The sequence below is a fragment of the Bdellovibrio sp. HCB274 genome, assembly GCF_047306075.1.
Lineage (GTDB): Bacteria > Bdellovibrionota > Bdellovibrionia > Bdellovibrionales > Bdellovibrionaceae > Bdellovibrio.
Window position 1 is genome coordinate 2,903,697 of the sequence record NZ_CP178623.1, and the last position, 17,148, is coordinate 2,920,844.

Annotated in this window: 20 protein-coding genes, 1 tRNA gene and 1 pseudogene; 11 read left to right on the forward strand and 11 right to left on the reverse strand. The window is 46.3% G+C overall.

Going from position 1 to position 17,148, the window contains the following annotated elements:
• Nucleotides 1–85: 85 nt before the first annotated feature.
• The 6 genes from ACLWNV_RS14055 to rpmB form a co-directional block, all read right to left on the reverse strand.
• Entirely contained in the window at nt 86–1,819 is a 1,734-nt protein-coding gene (locus tag ACLWNV_RS14055; protein WP_413585081.1) for a 4Fe-4S dicluster domain-containing protein, read from the reverse strand.
• A gap of 67 nt (nt 1,820–1,886) precedes the next feature.
• Nucleotides 1,887–2,135, reverse strand: coding sequence for a hypothetical protein (locus ACLWNV_RS14060; protein ID WP_413585082.1), 249 nt, complete (start codon nt 2,133–2,135; stop codon nt 1,887–1,889).
• A 90-nt stretch (nt 2,136–2,225) separates the two neighbouring features.
• Nucleotides 2,226–3,056, reverse strand: a complete 831-nt coding sequence (locus ACLWNV_RS14065; RefSeq protein ID WP_413585083.1) for a carbon-nitrogen hydrolase family protein — start codon at nt 3,054–3,056, stop codon at nt 2,226–2,228.
• Between the two features lie 39 nt (nt 3,057–3,095).
• Nucleotides 3,096–3,443, reverse strand: coding sequence for a hypothetical protein (locus ACLWNV_RS14070; RefSeq protein ID WP_413585084.1), 348 nt, complete (start codon nt 3,441–3,443; stop codon nt 3,096–3,098).
• Nucleotides 3,444–3,595: 152 nt separating this feature from the next.
• On the reverse strand, nt 3,596–3,853 hold the full coding sequence (locus ACLWNV_RS14075; protein WP_413585085.1) for a KOW motif-containing protein: 258 nt from the start codon (nt 3,851–3,853) through the stop codon (nt 3,596–3,598).
• Between the two features lie 13 nt (nt 3,854–3,866).
• On the reverse strand, nt 3,867–4,154 hold the full coding sequence (rpmB, locus tag ACLWNV_RS14080; RefSeq protein WP_413558304.1) for a 50S ribosomal protein L28: 288 nt from the start codon (nt 4,152–4,154) through the stop codon (nt 3,867–3,869).
• Nucleotides 4,155–4,340: 186 nt separating this feature from the next.
• On the opposite strand from rpmB, the gene rpsR reads away from it, so the two are divergent.
• Nucleotides 4,341–4,610: a 30S ribosomal protein S18 gene (gene rpsR, locus ACLWNV_RS14085; RefSeq protein ID WP_142701242.1), complete on the forward strand. Its 270-nt coding sequence runs from the start codon at nt 4,341–4,343 to the stop codon at nt 4,608–4,610.
• A 197-nt stretch (nt 4,611–4,807) separates the two neighbouring features.
• Here rpsR and ACLWNV_RS14090 read toward each other — a convergent pair whose 3' ends face one another.
• Nucleotides 4,808–5,200, reverse strand: coding sequence for a hypothetical protein (locus tag ACLWNV_RS14090; RefSeq protein WP_413585086.1), 393 nt, complete (start codon nt 5,198–5,200; stop codon nt 4,808–4,810).
• A gap of 152 nt (nt 5,201–5,352) precedes the next feature.
• Here ACLWNV_RS14090 and ACLWNV_RS14095 point away from each other — a divergent pair, with 152 nt between their 5' ends.
• On the forward strand, nt 5,353–5,559 hold the full coding sequence (locus ACLWNV_RS14095; protein WP_413585087.1) for a hypothetical protein: 207 nt from the start codon (nt 5,353–5,355) through the stop codon (nt 5,557–5,559).
• Here ACLWNV_RS14095 and ACLWNV_RS14100 read toward each other — a convergent pair.
• The gene (locus ACLWNV_RS14100) at nt 5,556–6,221 is read right to left on the reverse strand and encodes a hypothetical protein (RefSeq protein WP_413585088.1); all 666 of its coding nucleotides are present in this window, start codon (nt 6,219–6,221) and stop codon (nt 5,556–5,558) included. The genes ACLWNV_RS14095 and ACLWNV_RS14100 overlap by 4 nt on opposite strands.
• Before the next feature lie 82 nt (nt 6,222–6,303).
• Here ACLWNV_RS14100 and ACLWNV_RS14105 point away from each other — a divergent pair.
• The 5 genes and pseudogenes from ACLWNV_RS14105 (at nt 6,304) to ACLWNV_RS14125 (ending at nt 8,829) form a co-directional block, all read left to right on the forward strand.
• A tRNA-Pro gene (locus ACLWNV_RS14105) sits at nt 6,304–6,380 on the forward strand.
• A gap of 132 nt (nt 6,381–6,512) precedes the next feature.
• A complete protein-coding gene (locus ACLWNV_RS14110; protein WP_413585089.1) occupies nt 6,513–6,701 on the forward strand; it encodes a hypothetical protein in 189 nt (62 codons plus the stop codon).
• A gap of 164 nt (nt 6,702–6,865) precedes the next feature.
• Nucleotides 6,866–7,054 (forward strand): annotated as a pseudogene (locus ACLWNV_RS14115) (MerR family transcriptional regulator); the annotation flags it as partial.
• Nucleotides 7,055–7,222: 168 nt separating this feature from the next.
• Nucleotides 7,223–8,335: a hypothetical protein gene (locus tag ACLWNV_RS14120; protein ID WP_413585090.1), complete on the forward strand. Its 1,113-nt coding sequence runs from the start codon at nt 7,223–7,225 to the stop codon at nt 8,333–8,335.
• Nucleotides 8,336–8,535: 200 nt separating this feature from the next.
• Nucleotides 8,536–8,829: a DUF2388 domain-containing protein gene (locus ACLWNV_RS14125; RefSeq protein ID WP_413585091.1), complete on the forward strand. Its 294-nt coding sequence runs from the start codon at nt 8,536–8,538 to the stop codon at nt 8,827–8,829.
• 56 nt (nt 8,830–8,885) lie between these two features.
• On the opposite strand, the gene ACLWNV_RS14130 is transcribed toward ACLWNV_RS14125, so the two are convergent.
• Nucleotides 8,886–12,248, reverse strand: a complete 3,363-nt coding sequence (locus ACLWNV_RS14130; protein WP_413585092.1) for a UVB-resistance protein — start codon at nt 12,246–12,248, stop codon at nt 8,886–8,888.
• 247 nt (nt 12,249–12,495) lie between these two features.
• On the opposite strand from ACLWNV_RS14130, the gene ACLWNV_RS14135 reads away from it, so the two are divergent.
• Together ACLWNV_RS14135 and ACLWNV_RS14140 are read left to right on the forward strand one after the other, a co-directional pair.
• Nucleotides 12,496–13,002, forward strand: coding sequence for a DUF6789 family protein (locus tag ACLWNV_RS14135; RefSeq protein ID WP_413585093.1), 507 nt, complete (start codon nt 12,496–12,498; stop codon nt 13,000–13,002).
• Nucleotides 13,003–13,022: 20 nt separating this feature from the next.
• Nucleotides 13,023–13,205 carry a hypothetical protein gene (locus tag ACLWNV_RS14140; protein ID WP_413585094.1) on the forward strand — a complete coding sequence of 61 codons (183 nt, stop codon included), beginning with the start codon at nt 13,023–13,025 and terminating at the stop codon, nt 13,203–13,205.
• 16 nt (nt 13,206–13,221) lie between these two features.
• Here the strand turns inward: ACLWNV_RS14140 and ACLWNV_RS14145 are convergent, their stop codons facing one another.
• Complete coding sequence (locus ACLWNV_RS14145) at nt 13,222–13,413, reverse strand: hypothetical protein (protein WP_413585095.1); 192 nt, start codon at nt 13,411–13,413, stop codon at nt 13,222–13,224.
• A gap of 186 nt (nt 13,414–13,599) precedes the next feature.
• On the opposite strand from ACLWNV_RS14145, the gene ACLWNV_RS14150 reads away from it, so the two are divergent.
• The gene (locus ACLWNV_RS14150) at nt 13,600–15,255 is read left to right on the forward strand and encodes a response regulator (RefSeq protein ID WP_413585096.1); all 1,656 of its coding nucleotides are present in this window, start codon (nt 13,600–13,602) and stop codon (nt 15,253–15,255) included.
• 35 nt (nt 15,256–15,290) lie between these two features.
• Nucleotides 15,291–16,313: a YncE family protein gene (locus ACLWNV_RS14155; RefSeq protein WP_413585097.1), complete on the forward strand. Its 1,023-nt coding sequence runs from the start codon at nt 15,291–15,293 to the stop codon at nt 16,311–16,313.
• Here the strand turns inward: ACLWNV_RS14155 and ACLWNV_RS14160 are convergent.
• Nucleotides 16,310–17,128, reverse strand: a complete 819-nt coding sequence (locus ACLWNV_RS14160) for a class II glutamine amidotransferase (RefSeq protein WP_413585098.1) — start codon at nt 17,126–17,128, stop codon at nt 16,310–16,312. The two genes, ACLWNV_RS14155 and ACLWNV_RS14160, sit on opposite strands and share 4 nt — an antisense overlap.
• Nucleotides 17,129–17,148: the final 20 nt, after the last annotated feature.

Here is a 17,148-nt window from a genome sequence, read left to right on the forward strand (position 1 = left end):
GGGGATGGGTCCTTTCTTTGGTTAAGGAAACAAGGTCCCACGCCCTGTTTCCTATACCGCCCAGGTCCCACCCATTTGAATCTGGTTAGACCTCGCGATATTGTGGTCCGCCGCCACCTTCTGGCACCGTCCACTCGATGTTTTCGAATGGGCACTTAATATCACAAGTCTTACAGTGAATACAGTTGGTATAATTGATTTGTAGCTCTTTCTTACCTGCTTCTTTTGTAGACGGAACCATCTCGTATACAGAGGCCGGGCAGAAATGATTACATGGGGATTTGTACTGCGGCTCACATACGGAACGGCAGATATCCCCGTCTTTAAGGATCAAGTGATTCGGAGAATCCTCGTCATGCATAGTCCCCGTCAAATAGACGCTGGATAGCTTATCAAAGAACAGCTCCCCATCTGGTTTAGGCAGCTCACCCAATTGCTCCTCAAAGCCATTAGGGCCCCATACCTCAACGACTTTATTGGTCGTTTGAGCATCTGTATGATCCAAAGGCATCGGATCCTGGAAGCCACGGCCCCCTGTGATCTCCTGCATAGCGATGTGAGGCATGCCTTCCAGCACCCCTTTGGAAAGGGCCTGATGAAAGTTTCTGACAGCCCACAGGTCCTTTTTAACGAAGCTGTTCTCGATGCGGGCTTCATAACCCTTGGTCACAGATTCGTTAAACTCAGCACCCTGGATCAAACCATCAATGATCGTATCCGCTGCCGACATCCCGGCTTTCATCGCCAAATGGATACCTTTAAGCTTCTTAACATCCACCATAGAGGCAGAGTCACCCACAACCATCCAGCCATCGCCGTAAAGCTTAGGCATGGAGTACCAGCCACCTGCCGGCAAAGTCTTACCGCCGTATGCGATAACTTTACCGCCCTTAAGCATGCTTTGCATGAACGGATGAGTTTTCAATTTTTGCAATTCACGATGTGGATCCAAAAGAGGATCGTTCGTGTCAAGGTAGGCCACCAGGCCCACGATGATTTTATCTTCAGGCAAAGTATAGATGAAAGTACCACCGATGGATTTGCTCAAAGGGAAACCCATAGTGTGGATCACTTGACCCGCTTCAACAGAGCCTTTTGGCATCTGAATGATTTCTTTTACACCTTCTTCGAAAACTTCCGGATTTTTGCCTTCGCGAAGATTCAATTTCTCGGAAACTTTTTTGAACAAAGAACCGCGCGTACCTTCGGCAAACACAGTCACTTTGGATTTCAAAATCAAACCTGGCTCGAAGTTCCCTTTCGGGTTGCCGTTTTTATCGCGGCCTTTATCGCCCGTGCGCACACCGACGATTTTGTTACCTTCGTACAAAGCCTCAACAGCTGCGAAGCCCGGGAAAATATTGATACCTTTTTCTTCACACTTCGTCGCCAACCAGCGGTTCAATTTGCTGGCAGAGATGATGTAGTTGCCTTCGTTATGAAATGGCGGAGGCGTGATAGGCATTTTGAAAGAGTAATCAGTGCCTAGATAGTAAACGGCGTCTTTTTTGACTTCCGAATCAATCGGGCAGCCTTCATCTTTGAAATTTGGAACCAGCTCGCGAAGAGCGGCTGGATTTAGAACTGCACCCGAAAAACTGTGAGCACCGATCTCAGAAGCTTTTTCGATAACCACGATCATTTGATCTGGAATAGGCTGACCCTGTTTTGCTCCAGACGCCACGTCTTCATTGTGTTTGTTGATTTGATCCTGCAAACGAAGTGCACATGACAAACCTGCAGATCCACCACCCACGATAAGAACATCACAGTCCATCGTTTCGCGTGTTACGCCCTCAGGCAAATGATCATAAACCATTAAATTCTCCTAGCTGCTTCAGCCTCCGGGTCTCCCGACCCTGCGGCTCTGCCCGGCTGCTGCCGGCTTATTCTTCGGCAGGTTCTTCTGGAAGTTCTGCTTGAGGAGCCAGTTTGCGTGGAGGGTTTGTTACTTGGGCTTGCACCTTCAAGTCGCCTTCATCGCGGCCGCCTGGATACAGGCGTTTCTTTGCTTTTTGCGCTAACTCTGCCTCACGGCCTTCATCGCGTACAGCACCGGCTAAAACTTCCTGAGCAAAAACTGTTTGGCCCAAAAAGGAAGTCATCAAAACAGAAACCAAGAAAAGACGGATCATAATTACCCCGTTTCCTGCGCTTGTGTTCACCGCGCATTTAAAAACTAATTGAGAAAGATGTCACCAGAAATGATGCAGAATTTTATCGCTTTAGGCAACCGGAAGCCGGCGATGAAACTTCATTGGGATCTGTCGACGAACTCCGTCAATTCGATCCTTGGAAAGAGTCACCACAGAATACCCGATCGCTCGGCTCTCTACCTGCCCGACAATTGCACCCCACGGGTCCACAACCAGGCTGTGGCCGTAAGTTTCCCGCACTCCCCCGTTAATGCCCATGTGAGTACCACCTTGGGCGCTGGCAATTAAATAAGACTGACTCTCAATCGCACGGGCACGTAGCAAAATCTCCCAATGAGCTTCTCCGGTTTTCACCAAAAAGGCCGCAGGAACCAAAATCAAATCCACTTCTTTGCGGGCATACTGCGAAAACAATTCGGCAAAACGAATGTCATAGCAAATCGTTTCCCCAATGCGCCAGCCATCGACCTCAATGATACTCGGACGCTGTCCGTGACGGAACACATCCGACTCTTTGATAGGTTTTTGGCCTTCCAAATGAATGTCGAACAAATGCAATTTTTGATATGTCGGCTTCACTTCACCTTTGGGAGTGACCAACACCGAAGAATTATAAAGATGACCTTCCAACTGCAACGGAATGGAACCCAAGTGCAGATAGGTATCGTATTTTTTTGCGAGATCAGAAATTTTAGAAAACACCGCATCGTTCAATGCGAAACCCAGGATTTTTTCCCCTTCTTTGGTTCGCATGTACAGACAGTTTTCTGGGAATCCCACCAGACGCGGCTTGTGGGATTTAAAGATATCTTCCAAGAGAGCTTCAATTTGCATCAGGTTCGCATCGACATCATCGATGGAGGTCATTTGCGCTACCGCAATCACCAACTCCGAACTCATAGGTTCTCCTTCAAGCTCTCTGACTGACAGAGGAGCTGACTACTCTACAGAAATCACTGTCGATGAACGCGCTTCTTTCACGTCACGGCAGTTCCATTTGGCTTCTTCCAAAGTTTTTCTGACTCCAGCGATAATTTCATCACAGGAACCTTTAACTGTCGAAGAACCAATAGTCTGATCCACACCTTGTTTTGTGTAAATGGCTTTGCACTTTTCATCAGAGCCAGTTTCAACGCGCAGTGTGCGTACTGTTTTGTTGTGCTTGCAGAGAACCATAGCGTCGCCGATGTCAGCGTACGTTAAGGACGAAAAAAAAAGCACTGGCATCGACATAGCGACCAGTGCTTTCTTGTATTTTTCCACTTTAGTTTGGTCTCGTTTAATCAAGCTGCTCTCCTGTCTTAACAAGTTGGGATCCAGGCCTGTTCCAGGAACAATGTTTCCTGAATCCAACTTAATTTTACGCAGCTATGTAGGAGACTAAAACGAAGAGATCACCTTTGAGACCAAATTTAGGCTTTATCCCGGGAAGGAATTGCCTACGTGGACTTTTGTTTAGCTGATTTCTTAGCTGGTTTTTTAGCAGCAGCTGCTTCAACCAATTTAACGTTAGAATAATCGATGAAGCCTTCTTTTTTCAAAAGACCATCTTTTTTATCGTAGTGTGTTTGTACTTTCACACCTTGAACGCTGATCTTCATAGCAGAAGCGTCTACAGCCAAAACTGTGCCCTTCTTACCTTTGTCAGATCCAGTGATAACTTGTACAGTTGCGCCTTTTTTGATTTTCAATTTCATTTTGCAGCCTCAATTATTTCTTAGAAGAGATTTTCTTTTTGATTCTCATCTTAACTGCCATTGCTCTTTTAGAAAGAGTCGCGTCGTTAGCAGACAAGATATAAGTATCGAAACCGCCAACGTGTTCCATGTCACGAAGCGCAGATGTTGCGATGTTCAAACGAACCATAGAGTTCAAAGAACGGCTAAAGATGCGTTTTTTCTGAACATTTGGTTGCGCAGTTGTTTTAGTTTTGATGTTGGAGTGAGATACCAAGTTTTTTACAACTGGGCCTTTTCCAGTGATTTCACATTTGCTCATTACGTGCTCCTACTAGCTACAAGTCGAGGTCAGCGCCGCCCGACCCCAGGATTCTTTCCTGAAATTCAATAGGGACGCCGCAAACAAGAAACAAGGATATAAAGTAAAAAGACACTTGATGGCAACTGTTTTTTCTTGTACACCCATTAACTCGCAAACCAAAAGGAACTCAAAAAGAGGGTACTCATGAAAAAGACAACTCGTAGCAAATATAGACAAGAATTCTCTGGCGACCACGTATTCGATTACAAAGATCCAGCATCTTTGACTCGTTTTATCGGTGACGGTGGCAAAATCACTCCATCTCGCATCTCTAAATTGTCCGTAGCTCAACAAAAACGCGTAGCTGCAGCAGTTAAAAAAGCTCGTAACTTGGCTCTATTGCCTTCAGGTACTGATGCTTACGATACATTCCACAGAGCTGAAGCTATCTCTCCAGTTCCATTCGAGATCTAATTAGATCTAAAATTGAATAGAGCTTCCTTTTGGAATTAAAAAAGCCGGGCAATCCCCGGCTTTTTTATTTTTACCCTCCACCGGCTGATCAAAAGTGGTCAGATGCAAGGCGGAGAGGCTTCCCGCAGCGCAGGCGTACTATAAGTACGCTGGAGCGAGGACAAGCCACGACAACGCAGCCAGCTGGCCGCTTTTCATCAGCCGGCCTTTTTATTTAACTTGAACCACCGAATCGCGGTGATAACGATCATTACCATGTAAGATTTGCTCGACCAGCTGTGTAAAAGCGGTCCCGGAATCCCCCAAAAGGACAATTGATCGAACGGCACACCCCAGTTCATCAGGCGAATACCTAATATAGGTAAAGCAAAGATCACCCAAAACTGCAACACCCCGGCATACCAGACGGCTTCTTTAAACCCCGCACGCTGATGCTCCCAGGCCATCAATCCCAAAGGCACTGCTACAAATAAAACTCCTGCGATGGTGGCAGCGACCTGTCGATCGGAAATCGACGCAAATATCACCATGACGGCCACGATCACTAAACCTTGAATTACCAGGTATTCTAAAAATCTGTTTCGTCTCATATCCAAGAAGTTAGACCAGCATCCAAGACAACACAAGGCTCGGCGTCACTCGCACTGGGTTTATTTTGATTTGGCATCCGGAACGGTTGGCAGCCCGGTTGCAATATCGGTTCTTCGTTAACTTTTAAAAACAATAAACGAAGGACTTTCCCATGACACAACAACAAAACAACCTACTGAAACTACAAACTGAACTTAGCCATTTTGGTTTGAATCCCACCGAGTGGACTCTCGAAAAAGTTCAGACTTGGTCCTATGTAATTAGAAATAAAATCGACAAAAGCTTCGCCCTTTACGGAAAGCTTCAGTCGAACCGAAAAACTCCCACCTGGAAGTCCATTGATCTAGTGGCTCTTTAATAATTATCGCAGCGAACAGAAAACAGGCTGCGATTCCAGATATCTTCCTCAGTCAGGACCGCTGATGCCTTACGAGGCTCGACAGTTGAAACTGTCCCCTCCGCCGTCAGCGGGACCTCCTCACCCGGAAGCTTGGCAGAAATCTTTTGACGAAGTGCTGTCCAGGCTTCTTCCCCATTCGCTCTTACAAAAGTACTTTTTAAGCGGCAGAAAGTCGCAATCTCGGACTCGGTCAACCAACCGAATCTTTCAAATGTCCCCGGCTCTGGTGGTTTTACTCCCCACGCCAGGCGCACCATCAGTTCGATACCGTCATTCAGCGCAGAACCCACTTCCTTAACCTCATAAAGCTGGGCCGCACACTGGGAGGAGCCTTTGGTCACCGCCCCTGCCACGTTCTTTAAAGTCGAAAAGTACTCGTAGCATGAACCGGCACTGTTCCCGAGCTGACATGCCTCTTTTTCGCGCATAATAGACGGCGGGATGGTGTTCTTTTTAAATTGGGTCGAGAAAAGTTGTCCCTTTAAGCTTTCGCGCAGGCCCTCTTCCTGAGTATCACAGATGGTATGGGGCGGCTCCATCACCATAAAAACGATGACGGCGATTAAAATCGCGCCTACAACAAGAACCGGCTTGGGTAACGAGTTCAGAAACTTTTCCATGAAAAAAATGATACTTATATTACGCGTTAGAATCTAGCAGTTTGACAAGTGGGGCGGTTTTTAGTTAGTTTCCTGTCTCTGTCGGGGAGTAGCGCAGTCTGGTAGCGCATCTGGTTTGGGACCAGAGGGTCGTAGGTTCGAATCCTATCTCCCCGACCATTTTTTAGCCATTGCGGCTGTTCTTTCGATTCTCTCAATCACCAATTACTAAAAAATGTTGCTAAACCCCATCGCTATGGCGCTGGGGCCCCAAAAGTTCGCATTCGCTCACTTTATTTTTTCGGAGGGTTTATGTCTCAGTCTTTGGATCCTAAAAATGTTTCTGTGATGGATGACACTGAACTTACTGCTGAGGCGGAGTTGCTTGAGGAGAATTTTGAATCTGCTGATACATTGGAAGACTTTACGAAAGCTCTGATGGAGAGCCTGACTTCTAAGCTTCATGCGAATATCGACGAGATTTTTAAGCAAAACAAATAGTCACCGCCTTAATTTCAATTCTGGAATTACAATTTCTTTGAATTTCTTTGTCTTGCAGTGCGCGCGGCGCGTTTAGAAGCAGGACCTTCCTTTTTTTCTACTTTACCCTGCCCTTGGGGCGGACTTGAGCCTTAGTATCAGAGGTTCAATATGACTGGCTTACTATCAGCGAATTTGGCGAACGCACGGGGCTTTCTATCAAGGCTCTGCGCCTCTATGAGGAGAAGGAGATTTTATCTCCGCACACTCGCAGTGAAAGTCGTTACCGCGTTTATACGGTCGAGCAAGTCTCGGCTGCAAAGCGCATTGTGCACTACAAACATCTTGGTTTTACGCTCGAGCAAATCAAGGCGTTGTTGCGCGAAACGAACGAGCGGTCACTGCAGGAACTTCTGGAAGCGCGTCTTATTGAAAGTCGCAAAAGTGTTTCGCAAATGCAGCGGCAGATCCAAAGCCTGGAATCCATTTTGGCCTCTTTAAAACAAGACAAGGAATTGTCTGCGACTGAGAGGAGTCAAGTTATGGAAAACATCATAGACATCAGTGAAAACAATCTGAAAAGAAAAGGTGTGGTCGACGAGCGCGCGTTTTTGCAAATGCGTGAAGAAATCTCGCTGTATTCCCACGAGAAAAAGCAGGTGGTCACCGGTCTTCGCGAAATTATCGAATACGCGAAGAAAGAAAACATTCTTTTAGGGCCTGGCCGTGGAAATTCGGCAGGTAGCCTGGTTTTGTTTGGCGAAGGTTACTCAAAAAGAAATCCCATGGACTATGGCTTATTGCCGGAACTTTTCAGTGCCAGTAAAATCGTTTGGCTGGATGTAGAGTATTCCCGTTACCGCGAGATTGGTCAGATGTGTGATGAACTTACGCAAAAAACTGGCGTTGAGGTCATTGCGTTTCGCAGTCCCCTTTTGGATATTTTTAAGTCCCTGGAAAAACAAATCGGCAAAGTGGAGTTCAATTCTTTTTCCGACTATGACCCGATGATTTTGCAGGCTCCTAAAAATGGCACCCGTGGCCTGTTCTGGCTTGAATGGAGTCCCAACTTCCACGCGCATCAGAATAGTTCTTTAGAATGGCAGGAAAAATCCCAGTGGAAGAATGAGGAGCTTGAAAAGTTCTTTAAGGAAAACAGCTTCCAAGGTCCTATGGACTACATGGTGCAAGACTGCCTGATGTCTCTGGGAATGCGTAAAGAGTTCTTTGCGTACCCACACCGGACAGTGGCTGATTGCCCAGGCACTTTGCCAGAGCTGAAGGACACCAAGGGCATGCTAGTATTCCGCGAAGACTGGCTAAAAATTCTGGCAAGAACAACGGGAGTTTCGATTCTTGAAGCCAGCAGAATGCACAGAGCGATCGCTAACGATGAAAAGGCTGCAGAGGCTACGGTTTTTGAAAAAGTCGAAGACCCCGAAGTCAGAGCGCTATTACGCTCAACCTGCAAGACTGTCTATTCCAAGGCTCATGCTGTGAACGGATGGCTTCAGTACAAGCAAACGGCGATTTTAAAAAGTCTTTGGCCGAAAGAGTATCTCGCAACGCTGGATGCTTGGGAAAAAGAGCATGGCCTGGTTTGGTTTGAATTTGGGTATAAACCGTCGCCTACCGAATTTTATTTGAAAGCATAGAGCTCACGTCGCCTTGTTTTTTCTATGATTAATCAGAAGAAGCAAGGCGTCTGATTCGACGCACCAAGAGACGTAGTTCCCTAATAGATAATAACGAGCACATAGAACACTTTATTGGATGAGCATCACATTTGTGGACACTTGAGGTTGACTCATTTCTTTCACTGCCAGTACTACACAGGCAAACAGAAGGAACTCTTATGAAATATTTGTTAACTGCCTTTGTATTGGCTTTCTCTCTTCATGCTCGCTCAGAAGTATTCATTACTGGATATACTATCGTGACAAGCTTAATCCCGTTCGTATCAACAACTGGCTTGCCTGCTGATATGCAAGTTTACAACGAAGCTAAAGACGATGCGGCGATGTTCGTAGCCACTGAAGGCGAAGTTCGCGGAGTTTACTTCCAACGTGCTTTGGAACTATTCAAGAAACGCTATCCAGACGTTAAAGTTTCAGATTCAATTGTTGCTCAGACAATTATCGGTCTTTAATTTTATGCAGAATCAGTAGCACTCGTTCGCGGGTGCTACTGTTGATCTAAAGGATATTATAAACCGTAGACGGTCTTGGCGTATTTGGTTGATTCACCAGTTGCGAAGACGTGGCCTTTTCCGCCCATGCACTTCATTTCTCCAGTAGCCTCCAACACAAAGCAGTTGTATCCGGGTCCGGAAGCAACGTCTTTCACTCCTGAAGTTACCACAGTAACGGGCCCGCTCGCAAAAGGTCTTGCCACTTTCGTTCCATCACCAAGTTCGCCGGAAGAGTTCTCGCCCCAACATTTCAGGGCTCTGTCATCACCGACGATTACGCACATCGAACTGTATCCGCCGAAGGCAACTTTTTTAACATTTTCTAGCATTTTCGTCGGCGTTGTCGTTAAGCCAAGTCCAAAGCCGACTCCCCAACAATACATATCTCCGTTGGTTTTTATTCCGCAAGCCTGAGATGAGGATTGTCTACCCCCGGCATAAATACTTTGAACATCCGTCAGAATGGGATTTGTAGGCATACCTGAAAAACTCGCATAGTTTCCAAGGCCTAACTCCCCGTTGGTGTTACGTCCCCAGCAGCGCACTTCGCCTTCGGTGTTCAGATAACAACTTGAACTATCCATGACTGCGACGTCCTTGACTCCGCTTGCAAAAACCTCGTAAGGCGATGGCTGATCTGTTGTATTGTCGGGACGAGCTTGGCCGAAGTCGTTTTTACCCCAGCACTTCAAAGCCCCGGTACTCATAAGCGCACAACCGCCGCTATAGCTCATGACGACCTTGACCACATCCTTTTCCAAAATCATAAGTGGTGAAAGGATATATCGCGAAGTCGGAGTTCCCGCACCTAACGACCCTCGAGAGGAATGCTCACCCCAACAGCGAAGCTCGCCGTAAGTGGACACTGAGCAAGTACCGCCCCCGCCAACTACGACCTGCTTGATATTTTTAGAACTGATCATTGTTGGGACCAACCTAGTCACTTGAGTACGGTCACCTACCTGTCCATAGTTGTTGTATCCCCAACATGAAAGCTGTCCACCCGTCAGAGTTATACAGGCGTGGGAGCCATCGCCATGCAATCCTATGGACTCTACCGAAGAGTTTATTACCGTCTGAGGATTTAAAACATAAGCGCCAGTTGTACTTTCCTCCCAACAAATAACAGAGGCTTTTTCTGTAAGTACGCAACGCGAATGATTGTATGAAATATTTAAAAACCGTACGGCTCTTTCCTGCACCACTTGCACCGGGCCTGCTGTAGCGATGGGTCCCTGCGGCACCCCGGTTCCCCAGCACCATACACTGCGATCATCGGATTTAATTCCACAGATAGAGTTGAACACCGGCAGGTACTCACTGTAAACACGACCGGAACTATCCTGGATCATTTCGACCGGAGTTAACGAAGCCGTACTGCTGCCCGTACCGAAAGATAAAGTTTTAAAAACGTTCTGCCCCCAGCAGAAATTTTTTGTAGATCCGCTGTCGTCTCTTTGAATACAAAGATTGGCCATTTGATAACTTAGTCTAAATGACTTAACGTTGGTAACGTCTGGAGTCGTCGGGAATGTATTTATCTTGCCCGAAGAAGCAAATAAATCGGCACTTTTATATCCCCAGCAATAAAGATCGGTTTGAGATGGAATGGAGCTGTTCTCCTTTAAGGCACAGAATAAATCCCCCCCATTTGATGACATAATATCGGCGTCCGTGAAAGGGCCTGATATAGTAATGGGACTGGATTGAGAAATCGTTATTTCATTCACCCCTTGTCCCAAAGCTCCGTGGAAGTCTCGCCCCCAACACACTAGATTTTTACTTGTATTCAAATAGCATATTACAGTCGAAGTCATTACAGGCTTCACCGCATCGCTAGAAACAATTTTCTGTGGTGTCGCCGAGTACCCTCCCGCAAACGATAGAACCCCGTAACCCTTCCCCCAACACCACATCTCTCCAGATAAATTCGTTGCGCAAACAACTTCGTTCTTGATGTCAAAGGCCGTGACATTTGTCAGGACTGAAATTGCTGACACTTTATCAGAATCAACCAGAGTTCCGTTACCGAGTTGTCCATTTGTATTACTTCCCAGGCACTTCAGATCTTTATTGTCATACAATGCACATCCGAACTGCATTCCTTGTTTATAATCTACAACTTTAGGTGCCGCCAAATTCTCGTCGTGAATATTAATTTCAGTAAGTGACAACGGTCCACCAGTACCCAACTGATTTTGTGCCAATACCAGACGCAGGCGTTTTTCCTGGCCCGGTGTCGCATGGCTTAGAAGTTTTAATGACACATATTGAATACTTGAGTCCTTGATGAAGTTGAGTTCCTTCGGGGAAAGCTGATAATCTACTCCTTCAATCGCCTCGCCCATTACGGCCAGAGCAACTTTAAATGGAATCGGAGCTGATGCACTGAGGACTACCGGAATTTGAATATCAACGGCACTGCTGCCCACTACAACTGTCTGTGTGCTGGAAACAAACGATGCCGTCAAGATAGACGTATAAGTCAAAACATTCGACGTGTCTTTAACAGGCAATGTGGAAACGGCAACTTCATTTGCTGGATTTAAAATTGTAGCACCATTTAAATCAATGGCTGGTGGAAGCTCAATCCCATTTGTATCGTCGTCGCCATTGACTACGGTATAGCGGAACAATAGTTCGCTTGCGGAAATCTGAGCGACGTAGTTGGCATTTCTTGTATTGCTGCCAACTTTAATCTGTAAGCGCGGGCTGCCCGTGACTGTTACGGGCTGGTCGTACTTAACTATGACTTCAAGGCTGGTTCCATCCAGATACACATCGGTATCCGGAGACTTCATTGATTTTACTTCAGGGACGGTGTTCACCAATACCGGCGTTGTACCCGCCAGTGATTTTGCCGTGCCTGGATCCGGCAGTTTTAGGGAATCCAGAATTTCTTGTGCGGTGAATGAGCTCTGCTGATTAGTTGGCAGGATTTCCCCACCGTTAAGGCTTAAGGCACTATTTCCTGTATAGTCCAAAGTTGGCGCAGAATCCCCCGCTACAACCGTATACTCAAAAATCAAAGTTGCAGTTCCTGATCCTGATACGTAATTAGCTTTTCTAAGCGTTGAGCCCGTAGAAAGCTCCAGCGTCGGATTGCCTGTGACATCCATCGCACGATCGAACTCAACAGAGATTGGAATTACTTGTGCCGTGGTCGCCCGCGGTACCGACAAAATCGACATTCCTGATGCGCTGGAAATACCGGTAATATCTGCGGTCACTTGGTTGATGGAGGGGGGAGATAGTTTTGAAGCAAAGCTGCCCGATCCCAGACCATGAATGTCCAAACTCAATGAACATCCCACCAACAGCGAAATCGCGATCAATGAAAGTACCGAATTTTTTAGACCGTTCCAAAACATGCACATAAGTAATTTATCGGAACATCGGGAAACGTCCTTGAGGAACAGTCGCTTTTTTTCGAAACGAAACGTGCACTCCTGTGCACAAGCAAATAAGTTTTTTTGACAACAACCAAGCCCCGAAAACAAAGTCATTCGTCGAGCAGACGAATTTGTTTTAACAGAATAGTCTTCTTAAATTTACGAGTTTGCTTTCACATGCGAGCTTTATAGTGAGACGGTCGGTGGATTTTAATGGGCCTGGGAGGCAATTATGAATCTATTTTTGCGCGGAGCCTGGGCCAGTGTAATGGCAACGGGATCCATGACAATGATGATGTTTAAATCTCACAAGGAACTACCTTCTTCTGAAAAGTCCCCGCTCCCGCCAGCTATCCTGACTGATGACATTCAAAAGAAAACCGGACTATTTCCCAATGCCAACTCAGAAATTAAAGAACAGGCCACGATGCTATCGCACTTTGGCTATGGCGCCTTAGGCGGGATCACCTATGCAGCCCTGTCTGAAAAACTACCCAACACCTCTCCCCTTTTAAAAGGAACACTGTTCGGTTTGGGAGTTTGGGCCGCAAGCTATTACGGTGTGATTCCAGCTTTAAATCTAACTCCTAAAGGACGCGAGATGACCCCCAACAGAAAACTTATGATGGCGGCCGCTCACGTGGTGTGGGGAGCAAGCCTCGGTTTTGCGGAAAACGAATTACGCAAACATGACCAGGAACTTTTAAACGGCAGAGTGAACCGAAGAACTCGTCACTAATCCCTAACAAAGGACGAACTATGCCACAAACACAGTCAAAGTCAGAATCCAAGAAAGCGCCGGCTAAATTATCACGCTATCGCAGAGAAAAAATCAAAAAAGCCCAGGAGCAAGGCGCACTTTCAGATGTGGCCTTCAGTCATACTTCAAAACAAAAGATTATGAAGGCCGTAAAGAAAAACGATAAAGCCGAAAGCAAATAAGTCGCGACAATCGCGACTAATGTTTTGCCTTACCTGATGTATTTTTTTTGCCTCGCGACTTTGCTGACGAGTCAGTCGCGTTTGACATAGAGCCTGTGCGGTTCAACGTCGAACGACTGGCCGCATAGTTTTTCAGCGATCCTGTTCTACTAACTTCACTATCTTTCTCTTTTTTCTTTGAACTGATTTCGCGATTTGATTGTGCCATAACTTCTCCTTTTTTGGGGTTGATTCATGCCTCAATATTCTCACAAACGGTGTGCATATCTCGCTCTCAATCCCTACTGAGTGACAAACTACATCGCGCATAGACCTCGGTCCTTGCAGAATTCTTACGAGCTGTATTTTTAAAAACAACTTTGAATTGCTTAAGGCGTACTGTAAAAAAATTATCGTGGCACTCGAAAAACAGGAAAATCCATTCGCGGAACTCGCAATGTCCAGTCAAATGGCCAGAGCCACTGTGAATTTCGATTGGGCTGCAACGGAGCTTGGCCCCATTGCTGGCTGGGACTTGGGGTTGATCAACTCACTACGCATCGTCTTTAGTTGCCCCGTGGGAATGTATTGTACCTGGGGTCCCCAGCGACGTGTCTTCTATAACGACGCTTATATTCCGATCTTAAAACACCGACATCCCCGCGCCTTGGGATCACCCCTGCACGAGGTTTGGCCCGAAGTATGGGCACAGGTTTACGCCATCGTGCAAAAAGTCGAAAGTGGTGGCTTCGTGCTGGAATCAGACGTGCAGTTCGATATAGAGGTCGAAGGCAAACCTCAGAATAACTATTACACCTACGGAAATTCCCCGCTGTTCAATGTTGAAGGAAAAATTTCCGGAATGCTTTGTACAATCCTGGATACAACAACATCAGTGCTCAGAACCCTCGATGCCCTTCGTGCGGCAAAAGATGCAGCGGAAAAAGCAAATGTGGCAAAGTCGGCATTTCTGGCAAACATGTCCCATGAAATTCGCACTCCCTTAGGCGCCATTCTGGGATTTGCAGAAATTATTGGAACCCAAGATCTGGAAGCTCCCGAGAGAGAACAATACTTCGAAATCATTCGGCGCAATGGTGCCTCCCTGACACGAATCATTGACGACATCTTGGATCTGTCAAAAATCGAGGCTGGTAAACTGGCTACTGAAATGGCGCCGGTCAGTATCCAAACTTTGCTTCAGGAAGTTCTGGCGATGTTCTTTGATAATGCCTCGGAAAAGAAAATCCAACTAAACGGTATCCTAACCGAGATCGCCGATCTGGTCGTGATTACAGATGCCGTTCGCATACGTCAGGTATTAATAAACCTTATCGGTAATGCTATCAAATTTACCTCTCAGGGATCAGTGAAAGTATTCTGCCGGGCAGAGCCTTTAAACGGAATTCGTAAAAAGGTCATCTTCACGATTGAAGATACCGGCATCGGTATGACTCAAGAGCAGGCCGATCGACTTTTTCAGCCCTTTACTCAAGCGGACGCGACTTCCACCCGAAAATTCGGCGGCACTGGTTTAGGACTGGCGCTATCCCGAAATCTGGCGCGCGCCTTGGGTGGCGATGTTAATATTATTCATTGCGAGCCTGATCATGGATGTACTTTCGAGTTTTCATTCCAAGCTGATGAGGTCACGAACGCCACAGCAGCTCAAACTTCCGAGTCTGCATCAACAGAAAGTAAAAAACCATTTTCTGGTTTTAAAGTTTTGGCGGTTGATGATTCCCCGGACAACCGCGAACTTATTAAATCTCTGTTGCATACTTCCGGAATTGACGTGACCGAAGTGGATAGCGGCGAGGCAGCTCTTAATCAGGCATCTATGCAAAAATATGATCTGGTCTTAATGGATATACAAATGCCGGGACTTGATGGCTACAGCACATTATCAGAGCTTCGCCATCGGGGATTTCAAGGACCCGTTGTCGCCCTGACTGCACACGCAATGAAAGAAGATAAGGAACGCGCCTTGGCTGCAGGATTTGCAGATCATTTGACAAAACCCATTAATTCGCACCAACTTATTCAAACCATTAAGTCGCATTTGAAATAAGCAGGTTAGTTATGAACTCAAAGTATTTTTTCTGGATGAACATTTCCCTAATCTTGATTCTTACATTGGCACTTACAAATGCTCAGGCAAAAGCCATTGAAAAAAATCGCCTGTTGCTGGCAATCTCCAAAACTGATCATACTTTGGTATTCATTGATACATCCACTTTGAAAATTCTGGGCAAGGCTACTGTAGGTGCGGATCCCCATGAAGTGGTAACTTCCTCTGACGGAAAAACCGCGTATGTGTCGAATACCGGCAGCGGAAAGCTTCATGAAATAAATGTGATTGATATAAAAACCATGAAAGCACTTCCTTCTATCGATACAGGTGCCTTGCTTGGTCCTCACGGCATGGTGGTGAACGGAGAAAAACTCTGGTTCACCTCCGAGGGCTCCAAGTCCGTCGGTCGCATTGATCTTAAAGAAAGTAAAATCGATTGGCTCATGGGAGTAGGACAGAATAGAACACACATGATTCAAGTTTCCCCGGATCAAAAACAGATCTACGTTTCTAATGTTGATTCAGGGACCATAAGCATTTTTGATAATTTACTTTTACCACCACCAATTCCACCCATTGGAGCCCCCCTTCCTGGAGCAAAACCTCAAATGGGTTGGCTGCAAACAGTGATTCCAGTAGGCAAAGGTGCGGAAGGATTTGATGTTTCTCCGGATGGAAAGAAAATTTGGGTAACTAATGCCCATGATGCGACGATTTCAGTCGTGGATATTGCTTCAAAGAAAGTGATTCAAACTTTGAACACTAAAGTTCTTGGAATCAGCCGAATCAAATTCACACCTGACGGGAAACGCGTTCTGATATCAAGTCTAAGAACTGGTGATCTTTTGATTTATGATGCGGCTTCTATGAAGGAGATTAAAAAGCTGAATCTTGGAAAAGGCGCGGCACATATATTAATTGAACCCGATGGTGAGAGGGCTTTCGTCTCCTGCACGCCGGCTGGTTACATTTCAATTATCGATTTAAACAAAATGAAAATTCTGCGAACTCTGGATATCGGTCCCCGCCCCGACGGCATGGATTGGGCACCTTAACAGGATTTGTTCAGAATCTTTTCCTCAGGGCCCGCAATGGTGTCGCGATTATCAAGTACTTGGCCATCGCGAAATATCCACAGGCTTCCCGGTTTCATTGGAATCCACTTTTCATTATTGGTCAGAGGAGTCGTCGCAATAATCGCGACCCGATCCAGCGGTGTTGTCACCGAATTGAAGTCGACCTTTACGTCTTCGTCCTTAAGCTCTGCCGTCAGAAATGGGGCTTGGCGAACAATGTAGGTAAGGTTGGTCGACGCATGGGCCGCGAGATAATCTCCATTTGTTAAAAGGAAATTGAACTCCCCGTAAGGACAAATCTGTAAAGTAAGTTCATGGATCGTGGAAAATAGATCCTCTTGATTTGGAAACACATCACCGAATTTCTTTTGCAGCCCCTGCATGATCCAGCAGAATGCTTTTTCACTGTCAGTGCTACCAACTGGACGGAAAGTTCCATCCAGTACCGGATCGAAATTTAGAATATTCCCGTTATGAGCAAACACCCAGTAACTCCCCCACAACTCGCGCATGAAGGGGTGAGTGTTTTCCAAAGACACAACTCCTTGAGTGGCCTTACGAATATGGGCAACAACGTTGGTGGATTTGATTGCGTAATTTCGCACCAGTTCAGCGATGGGAGAATGAGCCGAAGGCAATGGATCCAGGAATTGACGAACTCCCTTGCCTTCAAAGAAAGCAATTCCCCAACCATCCTGATGAACATCCGTACGCCCGCCACGAGCCTTGAAGCCCGTAAATGAAAAGCAAATATCGGTTGGCACGTTACAGTTCATTCCTAATAGCTGGCACATCTAACAACTCCTACAACCTT